This window comes from Hahella sp. KA22 (assembly GCF_004135205.1).
Lineage (GTDB): Bacteria > Pseudomonadota > Gammaproteobacteria > Pseudomonadales > Oleiphilaceae > Hahella.
Map to the genome: position 1 here is coordinate 1,399,775 of NZ_CP035490.1, position 18,032 is coordinate 1,417,806.

General features: G+C 53.0%; 17 protein-coding genes. 7 read left to right on the plus strand and 10 right to left on the minus strand.

Annotated elements, in window-relative coordinates; translation table 11 throughout:
• Window positions 1-45: 45 nt before the first annotated feature.
• Both sbcD and EUZ85_RS06255 read left to right on the plus strand, forming a co-directional pair.
• Window positions 46-1,371: an exonuclease subunit SbcD gene (gene sbcD, locus EUZ85_RS06250; RefSeq protein WP_127968484.1), complete on the plus strand. Its 1,326-nt coding sequence runs from the start codon at window positions 46-48 to the stop codon at window positions 1,369-1,371.
• On the plus strand, window positions 1,368-5,057 hold the full coding sequence (locus EUZ85_RS06255) for an SbcC/MukB-like Walker B domain-containing protein (protein ID WP_127968485.1): 3,690 nt from the start codon (window positions 1,368-1,370) through the stop codon (window positions 5,055-5,057). Before sbcD ends, EUZ85_RS06255 begins: the two co-directional genes overlap by 4 nt.
• 67 nt (window positions 5,058-5,124) lie before the next feature.
• Here the strand turns inward: EUZ85_RS06255 and EUZ85_RS06260 are convergent, their stop codons facing one another.
• From EUZ85_RS06260 to blaOXA, 3 genes are all read right to left on the minus strand, one after another.
• On the minus strand, window positions 5,125-5,349 hold the full coding sequence (locus tag EUZ85_RS06260) for a hypothetical protein (RefSeq protein WP_127968486.1): 225 nt from the start codon (window positions 5,347-5,349) through the stop codon (window positions 5,125-5,127).
• A gap of 159 nt (window positions 5,350-5,508) precedes the next feature.
• Window positions 5,509-6,531 carry a hypothetical protein gene (locus tag EUZ85_RS06265; RefSeq protein WP_127968487.1) on the minus strand — a complete coding sequence of 341 codons (1,023 nt, stop codon included), beginning with the start codon at window positions 6,529-6,531 and terminating at the stop codon, window positions 5,509-5,511.
• 112 nt (window positions 6,532-6,643) lie between these two features.
• The gene (gene blaOXA, locus EUZ85_RS06270; RefSeq protein WP_164887197.1) at window positions 6,644-7,456 is read right to left on the minus strand and encodes a class D beta-lactamase; all 813 of its coding nucleotides are present in this window, start codon (window positions 7,454-7,456) and stop codon (window positions 6,644-6,646) included.
• Window positions 7,457-7,649: 193 nt separating this feature from the next.
• Here blaOXA and EUZ85_RS06275 point away from each other — a divergent pair, with 193 nt between their 5' ends.
• On the plus strand, window positions 7,650-8,753 hold the full coding sequence (locus EUZ85_RS06275; RefSeq protein WP_241566971.1) for an ABC transporter substrate-binding protein: 1,104 nt from the start codon (window positions 7,650-7,652) through the stop codon (window positions 8,751-8,753).
• Here EUZ85_RS06275 and EUZ85_RS06280 read toward each other — a convergent pair whose 3' ends face one another.
• Both EUZ85_RS06280 and EUZ85_RS06285 read right to left on the minus strand, forming a co-directional pair.
• Entirely contained in the window at window positions 8,754-9,536 is a 783-nt protein-coding gene (locus tag EUZ85_RS06280) for a secretin N-terminal domain-containing protein (RefSeq protein WP_127968490.1), read from the minus strand. It abuts the gene before it with no gap.
• An 81-nt stretch (window positions 9,537-9,617) separates the two neighbouring features.
• Window positions 9,618-10,328, minus strand: coding sequence for a hypothetical protein (locus tag EUZ85_RS06285; protein ID WP_127968491.1), 711 nt, complete (start codon window positions 10,326-10,328; stop codon window positions 9,618-9,620).
• A 199-nt stretch (window positions 10,329-10,527) separates the two neighbouring features.
• Here EUZ85_RS06285 and EUZ85_RS06290 point away from each other — a divergent pair, with 199 nt between their 5' ends.
• Complete coding sequence (locus tag EUZ85_RS06290) at window positions 10,528-11,364, plus strand: hypothetical protein (RefSeq protein WP_127968492.1); 837 nt, start codon at window positions 10,528-10,530, stop codon at window positions 11,362-11,364.
• Window positions 11,361-11,564, plus strand: coding sequence for a hypothetical protein (locus EUZ85_RS06295; protein ID WP_127968493.1), 204 nt, complete (start codon window positions 11,361-11,363; stop codon window positions 11,562-11,564). Before EUZ85_RS06290 ends, EUZ85_RS06295 begins: the two co-directional genes overlap by 4 nt.
• Window positions 11,565-11,570: 6 nt before the next feature.
• On the opposite strand, the gene EUZ85_RS06300 is transcribed toward EUZ85_RS06295, so the two are convergent.
• Window positions 11,571-12,512 (minus strand): LysR family transcriptional regulator, encoded by a 942-nt coding sequence (locus EUZ85_RS06300; RefSeq protein ID WP_127968494.1) that lies wholly within the window; start codon window positions 12,510-12,512, stop codon window positions 11,571-11,573.
• 153 nt (window positions 12,513-12,665) lie between these two features.
• Between EUZ85_RS06300 and EUZ85_RS06305 the strand changes: the two genes are divergently transcribed.
• Window positions 12,666-13,532, plus strand: coding sequence for a DMT family transporter (locus EUZ85_RS06305; RefSeq protein WP_127968495.1), 867 nt, complete (start codon window positions 12,666-12,668; stop codon window positions 13,530-13,532).
• Between the two features lie 8 nt (window positions 13,533-13,540).
• Here the strand turns inward: EUZ85_RS06305 and EUZ85_RS06310 are convergent, their stop codons facing one another.
• Both EUZ85_RS06310 and EUZ85_RS06315 read right to left on the minus strand, forming a co-directional pair.
• Window positions 13,541-14,083: a YaeQ family protein gene (locus tag EUZ85_RS06310; protein WP_127968496.1), complete on the minus strand. Its 543-nt coding sequence runs from the start codon at window positions 14,081-14,083 to the stop codon at window positions 13,541-13,543.
• A gap of 64 nt (window positions 14,084-14,147) precedes the next feature.
• Window positions 14,148-14,870 carry an ABC transporter substrate-binding protein gene (locus EUZ85_RS06315; RefSeq protein WP_241566972.1) on the minus strand — a complete coding sequence of 241 codons (723 nt, stop codon included), beginning with the start codon at window positions 14,868-14,870 and terminating at the stop codon, window positions 14,148-14,150.
• Between the two features lie 260 nt (window positions 14,871-15,130).
• On the opposite strand from EUZ85_RS06315, the gene EUZ85_RS06320 reads away from it, so the two are divergent.
• On the plus strand, window positions 15,131-16,078 hold the full coding sequence (locus EUZ85_RS06320) for a hypothetical protein (protein WP_127968497.1): 948 nt from the start codon (window positions 15,131-15,133) through the stop codon (window positions 16,076-16,078).
• A 77-nt stretch (window positions 16,079-16,155) separates the two neighbouring features.
• Here the strand turns inward: EUZ85_RS06320 and EUZ85_RS06325 are convergent, their stop codons facing one another.
• Window positions 16,156-17,097 carry a ribose-phosphate pyrophosphokinase gene (locus tag EUZ85_RS06325; protein ID WP_127968498.1) on the minus strand — a complete coding sequence of 314 codons (942 nt, stop codon included), beginning with the start codon at window positions 17,095-17,097 and terminating at the stop codon, window positions 16,156-16,158.
• 115 nt (window positions 17,098-17,212) lie between these two features.
• Window positions 17,213-17,932: a sterol desaturase family protein gene (locus EUZ85_RS06330; RefSeq protein WP_127968499.1), complete on the minus strand. Its 720-nt coding sequence runs from the start codon at window positions 17,930-17,932 to the stop codon at window positions 17,213-17,215.
• Between the last annotated feature and the right edge of the window lie 100 nt (window positions 17,933-18,032).

Genomic DNA, 18,032 nt, shown 5'->3' on the forward strand with positions numbered 1-18,032 from the left:
GCTTCGTAAACTTTGCCGAAATTTGGACTCGGCTGACTTTTTCTAATGACCTTTCGTATTCTTCACACCTCGGACTGGCACCTTGGCCAGCACTTTTTCGGTAAAACCCGGGCGGACGAGCACGCCATGTTTTTCAACTGGCTGTTAGAGCAAGTCCAGGTGCATGAGGTGGATGCTTTAATCGTCGCGGGCGATATTTTCGACACAGGAGCGCCGCCCAGTTACGCGAGGGAGTTGTACAACCGCTTTGTTGTGGAGTTACAGCGGACGGACTGTCAACTGGTGCTGTTGGCGGGGAATCATGACTCTGTCGCCACCCTAAATGAATCTAAAGATCTGCTGGCTTGCCTGAATGTCCATGTCGTCGCCGGTATGCCTGATACGCCAGAAAATAATGTGCTGCTTTTGAATGACCGCAATGAGGAGCCTGGGGCGATTCTGTGCGCGGTTCCTTTTTTACGACAAAGGGATCTTACCACCAGCAAAGCGGGACAGGATGGTGTTGAGAAGCAGCAGGCGCTGCAGCAGGCGATTGCTGATTACTATGCGCGTCTATTTCAGTTGGCGCAGGCGCGTCGGGAGGAATTCGGCGAAGCATTGCCCATCATCGCCACCGGTCATTTGACGACAGTGGGAGCGGAACTCTCTGAGTCGGTGCGGGATATTTATATTGGCGCTTTGGACGCTTTCCCTTCCGGCGCTTTTCCGCCCGTGGATTACATCGCTTTAGGCCACATTCATCGTTCACAAAAGGTGGGCGGTCAGGAGCATATTCGCTATAGCGGTTCGCCCATTCCTCTGAGTTTTGATGAAGCGGAGCAGTCCAAGTCAGTGTTGTTGGTGGACTTTGAAGATGGGCGTTTGCAACAAGTGACGCCGCTGGAGACGCCTTGCTTTCAGCCGATGCAGGTGATTCGCGGCGATCTTAAATCTATAGAGAAACAACTGGGCACCATTGTCGCCCCGAATTCACAACTATCGCTATTCAGCAATGCAGATAAGGTCTGGGTGGATATTGAGGTGGCTGCGACTCAGGACTATCTCGATGATTTGCAGCGCCGTATCCAGGACATGGTCGGCGCTCTGCCGGTGGAAGTGCTTTTGGTGCGGCGTGAACGCAAGAATAAGGGACTCAGACTGGAGCGGCTGGAGAAAGAAACTCTGGCGGAGCTGACGGTGGAAGAAGTTTTTGAACGCCGCCTCGCTCAGGAAGTCTGGGAGGGTGAAGAGGCGGAGTCGCGACGACAGCGCCTGATGGGGATGTTCCGTCTGGTGGAGAATGATGTGCTTGCGGATGGTGTGGAAGGGGATTCTGAAGTTGAGCCTAGTGTTGAAACTGTTGAAACCTCTGTGACGGGGGGCGAAGCATGAGAATTTTGAGCCTTCGCCTCAAGAACCTGAACTCCCTCAAAGGCGAGTGGAAAATAGACTTCAGAGCGGACCCTTTTCATAGTAATGGATTGTTCGCCATTACCGGTCCGACTGGCGCCGGCAAAACCACATTGCTGGATGCGATCTGTCTGGCGCTGTATCACCAGACGCCACGCATCAATGTCTCGCCCATGAACAATGAGATCATGACCCGGCATACGGCGGAGTGTCTCGCCGAAGTCGAGTTTGAAGTCAAAGGCGAAGCCTATCGCGCTTTTTGGAGCCAGCGGCGTGCGCGCAATCTGGCGGAAGGCCGGTTTCAGCCGCCGCAGGTCGAACTGGCGACGGCGGACGGTAAAATTCTGGCGGATAAAGTGAAGGATAAACTCACGCTGATAGCGGAGTTAACGGGCCTGGACTTTGCCCGCTTCACCAAATCCATGCTGCTGGCGCAGGGCGGCTTTGCGGCGTTTTTAAACGCCCCCGCAAACGAACGGGCTGAATTGCTGGAAGAACTGACCGGCACCGAAATCTACGGCAAGATTTCCGCCCGAGTATTCGAGCGCCAGCGTGATGCAAAAGGGGAGTTGGAGCGACTGCGGGCTAAAGCGGAAGGGCAGGACTTGCTCAGTGACGATGAGCTGACTGCTTACTATGAAGAAGCGGCGGCTCTCGACACTCAGGAAAAAACGGATACCGAACGCCTTGATGCTTTACGGGCGCAGAAGCAGTGGCTGGACCGGGTTACCCAGGCGCAGCAGTCCTTTAAGGAGGCTGAGCAGCAACTGACTGAGGCGACGGCGCGGCTGGAGCAGGAGAAAGCTGACTTAGGGCGTCTGGCGCTGAGTGAGCCGGCGGAGAAGTTGCGTCCTTTCTACAAAGATTTTCAGCAGGCCCATGACGCTTATGCGCAGACGGAAAGGCATATCAAGTCTCTGACGGAAAGCCTGGAACTAGCTCGTGAAGAGCTGGAGCGCAAATCCTCCGAGCTAGCGCTGGCGAAACAGGCGTTGATGCAATTGCAGACGCAACGGGAAGAGTTGGAAAGCCTAGTGGCGGAAAAGGTCATGCCACTGGATCAGGCGATCGAACAACACAGTTCTCTAATGCGGCAGCAACAGGAAACCGTCACTGAGACCCTGCGACGCCAAGAGGAATCTGGAGAGCAGGAAAAAGCCCTCTCTCTCCAGCTGAAAGCGTTACGGGAGGAGATCCGGGAGGCGACTGAATACCTCGAAAACAGGCGCTCCCATAAGCTATTGCCGGAGAATCTGCCGCTATGGCGGGAGCGTCTGGCGCAGCGAACAAAAGCGAAGGTTGAGCTGACCAAGTTGCAAGAGGCTGTCAGCGCGCGTCAGACGGAGCAGCGCCAGCAGGAAGCGGAATCTGCCCGTTTGCAGGAGGCGCAGGCTACAGCGCATAGCGTGCTGGAAGAGCGTCGTCAGAAAGTCGCCGCGACTCAGCAAGCCATACTCGATGTATTGTCGGGAGAGACCGAGGTAGACCTGCGGGAACGCTTGGCTTCAATGCAAAAAAGCCGCACGGATCGCTTCCGGCTGGGGCGTTTGGCGGATGACCACGGCAAACGTAATCAGGAGTTAACAGCGCTGAATGCTCAACTCAGCCAGCGCGAGAGTGAGTTAGAGCAAGGAAAGCAGTCTTTGGCCGTGATGCGTAAGCAGTATAAAGCGGAGAAGACGCATCTGGATGACCTGGATCGCCTGCTACAGCAGGAGCGTCAGATTGCCTCGCTCAGCGAGCATCGCGCCCGCCTGAGCCCTGGAGAGCCTTGCCCGCTATGCGGCTCTCACGAACATCCCGGCATTGCCGCCTATGAAGCGCAGCGGGAGTCTGATACGGAAAAGCGTTTGCAAGAGAAGCGTAAGCAACTGCAGGAAATGGAGGACAAGGGCAAGAAGCTGAACGAAGCAGCGGCGCGGTTATCCAGTGAGTTGGAGTTGGGCATAGCGACGCGCGGTAAGCTTGATCAGGAAATGGCCGCTCTAAAGGATGAGTGGACGCAGTTGTGCCAGGAGTTCGGTGTCAACCTTGAGATTGACGCCCCTGCAGGCGCTCAAAACGCAGTAGATGTTTACATACAGAAAGAAGAAGCTAAAGAAAATGCTCTGGCGGAGCGTGTGCGGTCGTTGGAGCAAACGGAAAAACAACTGCAGCAAGCTAAAGAATCCGCCACCACAGCAGAGCAGGAACTTGGCGAGATTCGCAGAAAGCTGGAGCTGCAGCAGCGCGACCTACTGAATCTCAGCAAAGAGATTGATGCGCACCTTGCGCAGCAGACCGAGCAACGCTCTGTGCTGAGCGCTCTTGAACAAGGATTGACGGACGCCTTTTCCAGCATGGGCTATGGGATGCCTCAGGAGGATGAGCAAGATGTCTGGCTGGAGACCCGTAACGCTGAAGCGCGAGAGTATCAGACTCGCCAGGAGAAACTGGAGCAGGGCGTGAAGCAGGCCGGGGATCTGGAGCGTCAGCGGGAGCATATTGCGGAGAAAATAGCGGATATCGCGCAGACCTTAAAAGGGTTGCAGGAAAATCTGGCGCAGACGGAAACGGCGCTGGCGGAGAAAAAGATTCAGCGTCATGCGTTATTTGGCGACAAATCGCCGACGGAAGAGCGCAAGCGTATGCAGGAGCAGTTGGCGGCGGCTGAGAAGCGTTGGGCCACATTGCAGGAAGACAAAGAAAGGGCGGACACAGCGCTGCAGCAACACTTGGGACGCGAGGAAGTGTTGAAGACGCAGCTGGGCTCACAGCGTGCGCTATTGTCCGATGCGGAGCGCTTATGGAGCGAAGCGCTCGCAGCCAGCCGTTTTACGGATCAAGCCGCTTTTGAACAGGCGCTGATTAATGAAGAAGAGCGACAGGCGCTGGCGGTATTGAAGCAGGAGCTGGATCAACAGAAGGATCGAGCGGCGACCCTGAAGCAACGTGCGGAAGCCGAACTAAATGAGTTGTTGGCGGCGCCGGCGACTCAATTAAAAGAAACTGAGTTGGCGGAGCAGCTACAAGCCCTCACTGATGGACTGAAAGCCATCAGTCAAAAACAGGGTGAAATCAGACAGCTATTACAAAGCGATCAGTCCAGACGGATGAGCCGGCAAAAGTTGCTGGTCGATATTGAGTTGCAACAGCAGCGCTACGACGACTGGGCGTATTTGAGCAGCCTGATAGGGGCGGCTGACGGCGCCAAGTTCCGCCGTTATGCGCAAGGCCTCACTCTGGACCATCTGGTATATCTCGCCAATCAGCATTTAAGTCGCTTACACGGTCGCTATGAATTGGAGCGTCGTGAAGGAGAAGCCCTTGAGCTGCAAGTGGTGGATACTTGGCAGGCGGATACCGTCAGAGACACCAAGACCTTGTCTGGCGGGGAGAGTTTCCTGGTGAGCCTGGCCTTGGCGTTGGCCTTGTCTGATTTAGTCAGCCATAAAACCAGCATTGACTCGCTGTTTCTGGACGAAGGTTTCGGCACTCTGGACAGTGAGACCCTGGAAGTGGCGCTGGATGCCTTGGACTGTCTGAACGCCAGCGGCAAGATGATCGGCGTCATCAGTCATGTAGAGGCGATGAAGGAGCGTATTTCCGTGCAGGTCAAGGTGAAGAAGATGAGCGGGTTGGGCGTCAGCCGGCTGGATAACCGGTACTGCCTGGAGAGCGCGATTTAGGGCGCGACTTGGGAGATTATGACGGGAATAAAAAAACCGAGGCGTTCGACTCGGTTTTTTTGTCCGCTTAGAGCAGGATGTGCACTTTGCGGGGGTCGCTCTCAAGTCCGAAGAAGTTGGTGATTTTCTTCTCACCATCTTGCACTAATTCACGGACTTCTGACGCTGATAATTCTTCCGGGATATTACGGGGCATCAACTCCCGTAACTCGCCGCCGAATGCGTAAAAAAACAGCTCAAGTCCGCTTGGATGAATGGCGTTTCTTTGGCTGCTATTGATTATCCAGTCCACAACACTAACCGTATATGTTTCTATGAATTCAAGAGTAGTCTAAAGAATCAGTCGGTTAGCGGTCTGTAGTGGATTCTCTGTAAGCATTATTGCTTAAGGCTGAAAGCGGGAATGTAAGCCTGGGCGAACCTGTTGTCCGCCCTTGAAAAATATGGCTTTTCAGCCATTACATTGCTTGAGTGCGGGGATGGCTTTGCGCATATCCTGCAAGCTAAACTCCTGGTGTGAGAGCGATGACTTTTGCTCGCCTAAGACCAAATAGACATGCAGCATTTTGCTTTTCTCAATCTGGTCAGTGATGTCTGATAAGACGAGGCTGCGGGTAGGATAGTCTTGCTGGGAAAAAGACATCAGTTTGGACTGGTCCAGGCGCAAACCTACGCCCCGCTTTTTCAGAAAAATATCGGAAGAGGCGTAGACGACAAAACGCCCCGGCTCCAAGGATAACCATATTTGAGATGTGTGGTCGCCGATTTCCACTTGTCGGGTTGGCGTGCTGAGACGGCAGCTGTCCGGATGTTCGCCGTCCCAGTTACGCTCCAGTGTCCAGATGCCGAATGAGCCGACGTTCTGACTTAGCGCGGCGGTCGTAGTAGAGCGTTTTATGGAGGCAGGTTGGGCCTTTACTTCCACGACCTTCAGCGAGCCGGTTTCCTCGTCCTCTTCCTTCATTGCGGGCTCGTTCTTATTATCCTTGGCTGCGCTGATGCCTTCTGCGGGAAGCGGGATATCTTGCGTCATCGCCAGCGCCTGTTGTGGTGGTGTTTGCGTAGGAAGTGCTATTTCGCTGGAGGAATGTGCTGGCGTGGCGAGAGTTGTCTCCGCAACGACCTCGGGGCTTTGCAATGGCTGCGGCTCTTCCGGCCGGGTTTCGTTTGCGGGCCCTGCTGCAGGCGGTGGGCTGTTGACGACTTCAACAAGCGCATCTGAAGACGGTGTTTCATCGTTCTGCGGAGCCTCCGTTGGCGAAGCGCCTTGAAGTTGTGCGATGTCGGATGACGTTTCTTGAGCTAGTGCGGTGGTTTCCAGCTGGCTGGCGTCTTCTGGTGAGGCGGGGGTTTCCGGGCCGCCCCACCATCCGACTGCGCACCCTTGCAGGATGACGGCCAGACAGGCTATAAGGCTTGAACGAAAGGACTGGGCGAGGCGTTGGGAGAACTGCGACTTTATTATTAGAGGCATGGCTGTTACCCTGAAATAGGCTTTCCTGATTCGACATGACGGCTTTTATTAACCCGGCAGGCTAGCACTTAATTTGAGGGTAAAATGATAAACAGTCCTCGAAGTCGGTGTTCTACTGCAGAATCCCTTCCGCGGTCATGATGCGCCGGGGAATGCTTTTTCTGAACGCCAGCTTTTCATTTTTGTCGATATCGAAATTGGCTGCGAAGAAATACAGGTCAGCGTCTTTTTCCACCCAACCCATCCACCAGGCCAACCCTGGTTTTGTGGCGTCGTTGTATCCCGGCATGCCCAGGCTATAGCCAGTTTTACTTCTCAAGATATAGGCATTGGCGGCTTCGGTCAGCATCGCCTCTTGTACGATCAGCTGATTACGCTCAGAAAAGGGCAGCTCGGCATAATAAAGGTGGGACAGAAATTCAATTTGTTCCGTCGCGGATACCCTCAGTGCGCCGTCAAGCCAGAAGTGATCCGCGCCGCCGCTAATATCGGCGTTGCCGTAGTTCGCCTGGGCGATATGGTGGCGCATGCGCTCTTCGCCAATTCTTCGTGCGAGTTCCTGAAAAATGGGTTCGACGGAGTTTTGCATGGCTCCACGTAAAGTGAAGTCGTTTTCCCATATTTTGAACGGACGCTTTTGTCCGTTCCAATGAAACACTTCCCGGCCATCTCTCAGGACTCCAGTCTCCAATGCAATCAACGCTTCAAGGATTTTGAATGTGGAGGCGGGTACGAAGCCCTCTGAGGCGCGTTGCAGATCACTGGTTTGACAGTTGTTTGCATTTTGTCTGCAAAGCACGAAGACGCCCTGAACCTGGGCGTTGCGAAAATATTCACGCCAGTCGCTGCGCTCCGTTAGCTCGCGAGCGCAAAGAGAAGAGCAGAAACATAAAAAACAAAGGATAGTCAGAAAGCGCCGTAACATGGTGCACTCCGAGTCTTGGGGCGGGGAGCGCATACTATTACGGAGACGCAGGTCGCGCAATCAGGACGCGCCGATGTGGAAGGAAATATTTTACGTCGGCGGGCGCAGGGCGGATTCTTTGCAAACTAGCGGTTATGGTCCACTCTTAATGGAAGTGCCTTATCTATAAATAACTATGAATCTCGCAATTGTAATGAAGTTCTTGCGCGGCTTCATTGTCGTATGGGTTATCGCTTCGTCCGGGCCGTGTCATGCTGGCGCTCCGTCTGTCGGCCGCTTGTCCGATGCGGATTATTTCCTGTTTATCTCTCCGTCTCCCGCTGAAAACATTTTCTGGGGGAAGACTGGCGCTTTCGCCAAAGACGTGGCGAAGGACCTGGGCGTCAAACTGGAAGTCATGTACGGGAATGATCAACGTTTCAATGTGCTGAAAATGGGCATGGAGGCGCTGCAGCGATCCAATCCGCCGAAGGTGATTATTGTCGGATACTTTTTTTCCATTACGGAAAAGCTCCTGCAGGAAGCTAATGCCCGAGACGTAGGCATATTTCTTGTCAACACCAGTGTGCCGGAACGCGATCGGGTTTTAGTGGGACAGCCGCGCTCGGAGAAGTTTCCCAATTGGCTGGGACATATGTACCCCGATGATGAGGAGGTCGGCTATCTGGTCGCGTCGGAGCTACTGCGACAGGCTCAGGCAAAGTGGCCGCGAAAGGACAGCTTTGACATGCTGGCGTTCAGTGGCGGCATGGATTCCACTGCGGCTTTGGACCGTAACGCCGGTCTGCGGCGGTTTCTGTCAGAGCACACTGATAAGGTGAGCCTGAAACAACTGGTGTACGCCAACTGGTATTGGGACGAAGTGACTGCCCGCGCTCCGAAAATGCTGGAACGCTACCCCTCGGTGGACCTGATTTGGGCCGCCAGTGATTTGATGGCGCTGGCGGCGCGCTCAGTGTCGCCAGCGCCCGATCGCCTGATTGGCGGCGTGGACTGGTCGAATGAAGGCTTGCAGGGCGTAAAGGACGGGCGCCTGTCTCATAGTCTAGGCGGACACTTTGTCGAAGCAGGTTGGGCGGTTGTCCTTCTGTATGATTATTTCAATGGCGTTGATTTTGCGGATTATCTGGGCGTTACCATTCGCACGCATCTGGCTTTGGCGACGGCGGCCAACGTGGATAAGGCCATCGATGTCGTCACAGAGGCCCACTGGGCAAAAGAGGATTTTCGTCGTTTCTCTTTATCGTTGCGCCCAGAAAATAAAGGCTACCATTTCCACGACTTTTTTACTGAATAGCTAATTCCCCAGTAATTCAACTTTGATGAGAACGCTTTGTTCATCCGCGCTCTGTCTGCGTGTGGAATAGGTGATGCCGCTGTCTGAACGGCTGCTGGTTAACGATGCGCCTCCCAGTTCCACCCACTCGCCGAGCTGGACGACGCGAATGGTGTCCAGGGACGAGGTATTGATGCGTTGTTGTTGAATATCGTCGCGCTCATTGCTTTGTGAGCGGACTTTCAACTCAACCCGGTTCTGTCCGGTCAGGCGGGGTTCTACGTAGACGCCGCTGCTCAGGTCCAGATATTCCACGCTGTCCACCAGTCGGCCATTGATTCGCTGTGTCGTTCTGACCGGCTGCTTCTGGCCGGTATTGATAAAGGCGGAAGAGCCTTCCACGACAGTGAGCGTTTGCTGTCCGCCGCCCCGGGTGGAGTAGACTTTCTTGCCTGCCTCGACCTGCGCCGATCCTCCCTTATTACTGATGACGCCTGAGACGCCCCAGCCGCTGTTTTCCCCCAACCGGTTGCGGTCACGGCTGACCGTAATGAGAAACTGCCGTTGCGGGGTATCCAGTTGCATCACCAAGTCATGAATTTCTGCAATGATCGAGTCGTCAGCGCGAATCAGCAACTGGTTGCGGTGACCGCTGATATGGGCCTGATCCTCGGGGTACAGTTCCCGAACCTGGCGCGCCATGTCCTCCGCTGTTCGGTGTTGCAGTGTGATCGTTTCCAGACGCTGGGCCTGTGTCATGAGACTCAGGCCCAAAGCCAACAGCAATGTTATGGCGCGTAGCATGTCCACTCCCTCAATCGATTCTGGCCTGACCACGAAAAGTGGGAGGCGTGCTAACTGAGGATAATGGACGTCGCCGAGGAGTTAAAGAGTGGACGCTGCGCTTCCGCTGGTTTCTTGCCTGAGTCGTTCGCCGAAGTTTTTCAACGCGTTCAGACGGGCTAGGCGTCGAGTTTCATATCTTTCTGAGTACATGAATGGTCGGGTTTGAGACGCTTTGCCGAAGGCGCGGGCGAAAGCGTAGAGATAGCCGTTGCGAACATCCACCAGCGAGCCTTCCAAGCGTACATCCGACGAGGTGTGATGCGCCGGGACTACCCACATGCCGACCAGTGTGATGTTGAGAATGCTTAGAGAATTAGCGTATTCCTCTTCGCTGCTGTTGATGTCGAAAGCGAGCCAGGCGTCCGCCTGAAAGCGCGCGGCCTCCATGCGCTGTTCTTCAAGTTGGCAGTTGTCATACTGATAGCAGTTTCTGCGCGACGACTCCGGCGCGACAAATAATTCAGACACCAGGCCGTTTTGTTTCAAGAAGGGCTTCCATGACTCGATTTCCTCAATCTCCTCCTGGCTCCACGGGTTGTCATTGGCGGGTTGTGGTACGTACAACCGCAATGGAAGCTCGGCTTGAGGCTTCAGTGCGTCGATTTCCTTGACCGAGTCCGCCCGTGCGTACTCTTTGGGCTGCCCAGGCTCGGTGGATATCCCTTCCATCGCGGCGCGATTGAAGTGAGAAGACGTGGCGCAGCCACTGAGGTAGAGAAGGGTAATGGCGGCTAAAACAAGTTTTTTCATGATCGATTCCTAATGCTGATTGCGGCGGTAAGCGGCGCTTGACGCAGCCTTTGATTCCCGGTCAGCATAGCGATTTGAAAAGAGGCCTAAAAAACCAGTTTTACAACAAAAACTGGTCTTGACATTTTGCAGAGCAAGTATGCCTACGACTTTTAATAAAATTCATCGACTAAAACGTCTTTGGACATGGGAAGCGTTTGTGGCCCAGTATGAGGCTGGCCCGGATATCAAAACGCTGAAGGCGAACTATCTCCATCCTCACCATAAACCCAATAAAAATACGGTGGACATTATCAACGCTTTGCATGAAAGGGAGTTTCCCAATCCGTTTCCCGCAGCATTGGAAGGAATGTTCGACCTGTACGAGGACCTGCATCGACGTAATGGCGACCTGTCGCAGGAGGAGAATATCGAGCGTCTGGAGCTTTTCCTGCGTCATGAGCTGAGTATTGCAGGGCGCGAGCCTGTGGGGAGCGCGCGCCTGTTGTGGCTGCTGGGAGATATGTTGTTTGACCGTTGCCTTGGCGCGCGTAAACGCAATCAGGACCCGCGTATGTTGGCGTATCGCGGGGAGGCGATTCAGGCTTACCAGTCCGCATTGGATATTCTTGAGCAGGCGCAACTGGCCAATTTAGTCATTCGTTATAAGTTGCGGCAGAATATCCTCGCCTGTTATCTCAATGCGTCGAAGCGCCTGGGCGTGTGGACGAAAGATCCCGAAACCCTGGGTTATTTCCATGAATCCTGTTTTCTGGCGCGTACTAAAGAGCTGTTGGCTGAAGAGCCCTTCCAGTGGAGTATCGCCAGAAACGGACTGCGTTTTGCGTCGTTGTTGGAAAATGCGGAAGAAGTTATTTATTTTTTCGTTTGTCTACTCAAGGTCAGCGTCCGATTCGCCGACTTTGATTATCAACCCTATCAAGCCCCTGCGATAGGACGCAGTAAGGACTTTGTATGGGCGCGAGAAAACGTATTGACGGATGAGCGGGTGTGCAGCCTGATTGACGAGAGCAAATTAAAAGGAAAATCCAAGTGAAAAAACTGTTTAGACTGAAGTCGCGTTGGCTGCGGCCTGCGTTGGTCGCTTTGCTGGCGCTGGTGCTGTCGTCCTGCGCGTCGCACCATCAGCCTGATCCGCAAGCTCAGCACCCGGTTTGTGACGAGACGCAAACGGACAAAGAATGCCGCAAAGCCGAGGAGTTGTCCGAAGACGATGACATGGGGCGCTTGCGTTGAGCGTCTTTAATCATTCAATAGGCCGTCCGCCTCAATGAATCCATCGCTGAAACGCTCGGAAACCATAACCGTCCGTATGGCTTGCGCCAGAGCTGCGAGCCGCTTGCGGATTGGCGTTGACGGCGGATAGCTCAAGTAAAATTCCGTTAATAGCGGCGCGCTATATGACGGGAACAGTTCCACTACCTTACCTTCCGCAATATCTTTACCTGCAGCGAAGCTGGGCAATATCGCCACCCCCAGATTATTGCGTACGCCTTCCGCCAGTGCGAAGGTGTTACCCAGGCGCATACGCTCCGGCATCGCATCCAGATTGAGATCATTCTGCTTTAATAACTGTCCCCAACTGGCGGCTTTGCCGTTGGCGCGTGTTAGCAGGCGATGATGTTTCAGATCTGCGAGGGTCGCCGGCAGACCGCGTCGTTGCAGATACTCTTTGCCTGCCACCACCTGTTTTTTGGAGGTCGTCAGCAGGTGATGCGTCAACCCGACGCCTGTCGCAGGAGAGCGGACTGCGACGTCAAATTGTTGCGCGACAAGGTCGATCAGGTCGTCACTGACGTGCAGCTCTATTTGCAGCTCGGGCGCCAGACGTTCCAGTTCCGCAATGGCGGCAGGCATAACCAGACTGCCGAAGTCGACGGGGGCGGTAACCTTTAACCTGCCGCTGAGGCTTTCTCCACTCAGGTTGTCGAGCGTCGCCTGCAGGCGCTGTTCGCCGACCAAGTACTCATCCACTAGATTCTGTCCGGCATGGGTCAGATGGATGCGACTGCCGGATTGGCGCACGACCAGACAAACCCCGATCTTTTGTTCCAGCTGACGAATCTGGTAACTCACCGCCGCCTGGGAGACATGCATTTCCTCTGCTGCGCGGGTAAAGCTGCGAGCGCGATAGACCGCGGCGAGAAAGGGAAGATGGGCGATGATGTGATGAGATAAATTCATAAAATAATTTTATTAATTAATAAAAATAAACTCGTTTCACAAATGCTAGACGCTGCCGCAAGCTATCCCAAGTGAAATTTTCCGCCTTGCAATGCTGATCCAAAAGGTTAGCGGGTGCGATGAGAAGTGGGACTGAATTGAGGAGTGACGACTATGAAAGCGGCGCTGATAGCCTTGTGCGGCTTTTTCTTTTTTACCTGGATGGATTTGAGCATCAAGCACTTGTTGGCGACTTACCCGTTGCCACAGGTAATTTTCTTCAACTGTTTGTTTGCCCTGCTGGCTTTATCGGTATGGGTGACTCCACGCTGGACGCTGTTGAAAACATCGCGACCGGGACTGCATTTAATTCGAGCCGTCATGCTGTTGCTGGTCGATGCCCTGGCGTTTTACAGCTATGGCGCTGCACCGTTAACGGAGGCGTACAGCCTGATTCTGACCATGCCTGTGTTTGTCGCGGTATTCGCGATGGCGATGAATATGGAGCGCTTCGATTCGGGACGTTTCATGTTAGCGCTGATGGGGTTTGTTGGCGCGTTGATTGTGCTATCGCCAAGCTTCGGTGTGGTGAATATGGCTTTATTGCCCGCTTTGGCGAGCGCCATGATTGAAGCGGCGGCGTTTATTATGGTCGCAAAATATAAAGACCAGGAACATCCTTTGGCGTTCGCCGTTTATGGGCTGAGCCTGATTGTCGTCGTGACGGGATGCTGGCCCGGATGGTCTTTGTTTTCCTTTGATATGTCAGCGCTGGCGATCAGTGCGGCGGGAGGAGTGTGTTACGCCCTGGCGACTTTATTAGTGTTGTCGGCATTTCAGAGCGGATCGCCCAGTACGGTCAGTGCGATGCAGTACTCTCAGTTGGTATGGGGGATGGCGTTGGCTTACGCGTTCTGGGACGAAACGCCTGCGTCTTTGGCGTTAATCGGCGCTCTGCTGATCGCTACGAGCGGTTTGTTGCTGATGCGGCGGGAAATGAGCGCACGGCGCGCCAGAAAGCGCGCGCCGCTTGCGGCGTAAGCGAAGCCCTATGCGGGAAACAGGCTGACGGGTTCGATGGCGACGCTGTTGGAGGCGTCGCTCAGCCAGACCTGCCCATCCTGAATGGTGCACTGCAGATCCATGGCGCGTTGCGCTAATTCCGCCAGTTGTTTGGTCGTCTCTGCGCTGACTTCCATAATACGCAGGTTATCAAAGCGGGCGAGTTCGTCCTGATATTTCCGCCACCATAACGGAACGGCGCGACCACCATAGGCGTAAATGATGACTTGTCTGGCTCGACCACAGGCTTTGCGAATACGGCTTTCTTCCGGTAGTCCGAGATCAATCCACAGATCAATTTCGTCGCTCAGGCTTTTTTCCCAGATATCCGGCTCATCCTGTGTGCTGATGCCTTTGGTGAACTGCAGGCGATCTGATGCGTGCAGCGCGAAAGCGACCAGACGCAGCATCATACGCTCGTCGGTTTCGGAAGGGTGTCTGGCGATGGTGAGCGTCAGATCCTCGTAATAGTTCCTGTCCATATCTGCAACATGCAGTACGGCTTTATAGATGGTTGCTTTTAACGCCATGGGGGTTGCTCCGCTGATTCCGGCGGGGATTATACATCCGCGGCGACCACAGTGAGAGACTCGATTACTCCGGGTTAAGGTATTTCTGCTGGATCGCCAGGATTTCCCCTTTATCCCACAATGTTTGCAGCGCGCTTCTGAGACTGTCTACGGTTGCGTCTGGCGTACCCAGGCTGCAGGCCATATAAAGGTTGTAGGAAATACCGTCTAGCGTCAGCACTTTTTCTACCTCAGCAGGAGCAAAGCCCTCTTGCTTCAACATAACGGGAAGACTGAATTCACTGAATGGGATCAGGTCGATGCGCTTGGCGAACAGCATGCGAATGTTGAGCTCGTCTTCCGGCATCAGCACAATATTCTTACCGACCTCGAAGCCCTGTTTAACCAGATAATCCTGTTTGATGTCCTGGTACTCACCGCCGACGACATAACGTTTGGCGTCTTCCAGACTGCTAATATTGATGTCCGACCGGCTTTTCAGCTTGTAGAGATTGACCCGAAACGGCGCAATCTCTCCCACCCACTTGAACATCGGCTCTCGTTCTGATGAACGGGCGATGGAATAAATAAGTGTATTGGGCTCCGTTTGAGCCAGCTTATAAGCCCGCGCCCAGGGATAAACGCGGAATGAAGATACGCCGACGCCAGACTTCGCCAACACGGCTTTCACTACTTCTGTCGCCATACCGCCGATTTCTCCATTTTCTTCAAAGGAGTAGGGCGGGAAGTCGGTGGTGACTACTTTGATTTCGGCGGCGGGAAGATTAGTAGGGCTTATGGCAAGCATAAAGACCAGCATTGTTGTTTTGATACGGGGAAAAAAATATTTCTTAACGCTCATTTTAACTGTCCGGAGTAGACGTATGTAATCCTTTGTTATTGCAAGTTTAGTGCAGATGTACGGACTGTTTGTAGGGGTTGCAATAAAATCGATATCTTTGCGTCCTTTTGTTATTTTCCATAAAAATTTTGCTTTCATGTGACGGATTTATGCTAGGAAAGACGCTTGCTTATAGATTATTGGTAGCGGCATGGAGATAACTGGAAATGGCTTCGAATGAGATGGAAGATTTATCAAAGACTAGTGCAATCGTTGGAACTAATGAGTTTGGTGAAGTTTTACACATCGCTGCGTGGACTATTGCTAAGCAGCTGAGTGACTCCTACCCTGATCTAGTGGTGAAAATAATTCAGGCGCCAGCAACTGAAAGTAAAGTGACTGATACACAAATAAAAAATTTTCTGTCCAACTTTATTCACCCTGATAAAATATTTAACGATGTTAGCTATGGAAACGATAATCTATTGCCTGGCGCTACGACGGAAACCGTATTTAACGCTTTAGGCTTCATGGGCTCCTCATTTATCCGCTCTGAGATTTCTAAAAAGTTTATACATGTATGCAACAAAGGCAAATTTGAAGGGCTTGAGAGTAAACTAAGTAAAGAGCTCCAGACCAAAGAAAGAAATAAAGTACTAGTATGGGTTAGAAATAACCATGACGGAGGAAGAGGCTTGTCACAAGCAGCACTAGTTCAACTAGTTAATGCAATAACGAGCCAAAACTTAAAACCTGTGCTTATTGGAGACAGGCCGGCAAAAATGCCGAAGTCTGTCTATAGCTTAATAGAGCTACAGAGAGACGCGTACAAACAAGCAAATTCATACTTAATGCAAGGGGCTGTCTTGAATGCCTGCAAAAAAATGGGAGTGTTTGCCTCAGTTGGAATGATGAGTGGTGGTATGGACTATGGCGCTTTTCTGGGCTTGCCGACAGTTAATATAACGAAGTATACAGATAAATTTTCTAAGGTTTCTGCAAGAATGCAAGCTCTTGCAAATGTTACATATACAAAAAACGTAGGTTTTAACCCCGCTTCTTATAACTCGGGACACCCAACTAGTACGCTACCGGATGAGGTTATTTCTCAAGTCGTGAAGCACTTAAGTGCATGGAAGACAAAAGAAGGTGATCCAAGCTTGTGGTGGGCCTGATTTCTTAATAGGTATAAGGTAGTAGATAGGCTTTATGTTGCCTCATAATTATAAGCAACTTACCTCAAGGTAAGGCCTCAACTAAACAAAGCCCCCACACTCTCTCCGGAATGGATTCGGCTGATCGCCTCCGCTATTAAGGAGGCGACGGAGAGTTGGGTGATTTTCTCCAGTTGTTTCTGTTCCGGTAGATAAACTGTATTGGTGACCACCAAGGATGAAATATTCGCCTCACGCAGATTGGTGATGGCGGGACCGCAAAGCACTGGATGTACGGCGCCGACATGAATGCTGCGTACGCCGGCTTGCTGCAGGGTTTTGACGGTGGACATCAGCGTGCCGCCGGTGGAAATTTCATCTTCGAAGATCACGGCGTCCATGTCCTTGACGTCGCCGACGACATGTCCTTGTTTGACCTGAGTATCGCTGACGCGTCGCTTATCGATGATCGCCAGAGGAATATTCAGGCGTTCGGAAAAACGTCCCGCCCGTTTTGCGCCACCGGCGTCCGTCGCTACCGCCACCATCCGGCTCAGGTCGTAGTTCGCTTTGAAGTAGTCGGCGATGAGCGGGACGGCGGTCAGGTGGTCGACGGGAATGTTAAAAAAGCCATGCACCTGGTCTGCGTGTAAATCCATGGTCAGCACCCGATTGGCGCCGGCGGTTTGCAGTAAGTCAGCCATCAGCTTCCCGGCGATGGAAATACGGGGAGCGTCTTTCTTGTCGGAACGGGCGTAGGAGTAATAGGGAATGACTGCAGTGATACGGCGGGCGGAAGCGCTGCGTAAGGCGTCCAGCGTGATCAGCAGCTCCATGATATGTTCGCTGACCGGCTCAGTGAACGGCTGCACCACAAATACGTCCCGCTCGCGCACGTTCTCCTGGATCTGTACAAACAGGTTGTCGTTGGAGAAGCGTGAGATTTGCAGGGGGCTTAGATCTATCCCCAAATGCCCGCATATTTCGTGGGCCAGGGCTGGGTTGGAGTTGCCGGTGAACACTTTCAGGGGATGTTTCATTGCGCCTCTCTCGTTGGGTTCCGCGCTGCATTGATAACCCGTATTACACATCAATTCAAGGGATTACGCTATGTTATTGGCGCTAATATCCCTTGCTTATTTGGGGCGGAGGTTTTTATTCCTTATGAACGTCGCGGTACATCAGCATATCCCATAGGCGTTGTTCTTTGGCGTCGTCAAAACCGCAGGTTTTATTCCAGGTTTTGGGGTTCTCATAAGTTCCAAAAAGCATGTCCCACCACGTAATATCGCCATAGTTATTCTTGTGGCGCCCGTATTCATGATGAATACGATGCATTTCAGGACGTTGGAAAAAGTAGCCCACCCAGTGCGGCGTTTTGATATTGGTGTGATAAAAGAACTCGCCTATCGCAGTACAGAAGGTATATACCGCGCCTGCGGCGGGGTCCAGACCGAGCAGCGCATAGACCAGCAGGCCGCCCAGGATGGAGTTGAAGATCATTTCACCCGGGTGTTTATAAAAGGAAGTGATGACTTCAAGGCGCTGAGGACTATGGTGTATTTGGTGGAAGATGCGCCATAAAAAGTCGCTTTCATGGCGCCAGCGATGCCACCAATAAAAAACAAAGGTGGCGATGAAGTACGCGAAAAAGCCGCCGGCGATAGGGTTCAGATGACTCGAAAGATGAAAAACGGAGTAAGCGGACAACCAGACTTCCCAGGTGACGCCTGCCAGTAAGACTACCGCCAGTTGGAATGCATTCACCAGTAATACCCGGAACCACCACGTCTTTACCTGTGGCAGACGCCAACCGGTGTGCACACGTTCCAGAATAAAACAGCCGATAAAGATCAAGAAGAGACAAAGCAGCATGATGCGGTCCTGACGAGAGTGTTAGGTGTCGTTGGAAGAACGGCCACCTTGCCTGATTGATCCGCTATAGCGCTAACTTTGGGGGACAGGTTGCGCTTTG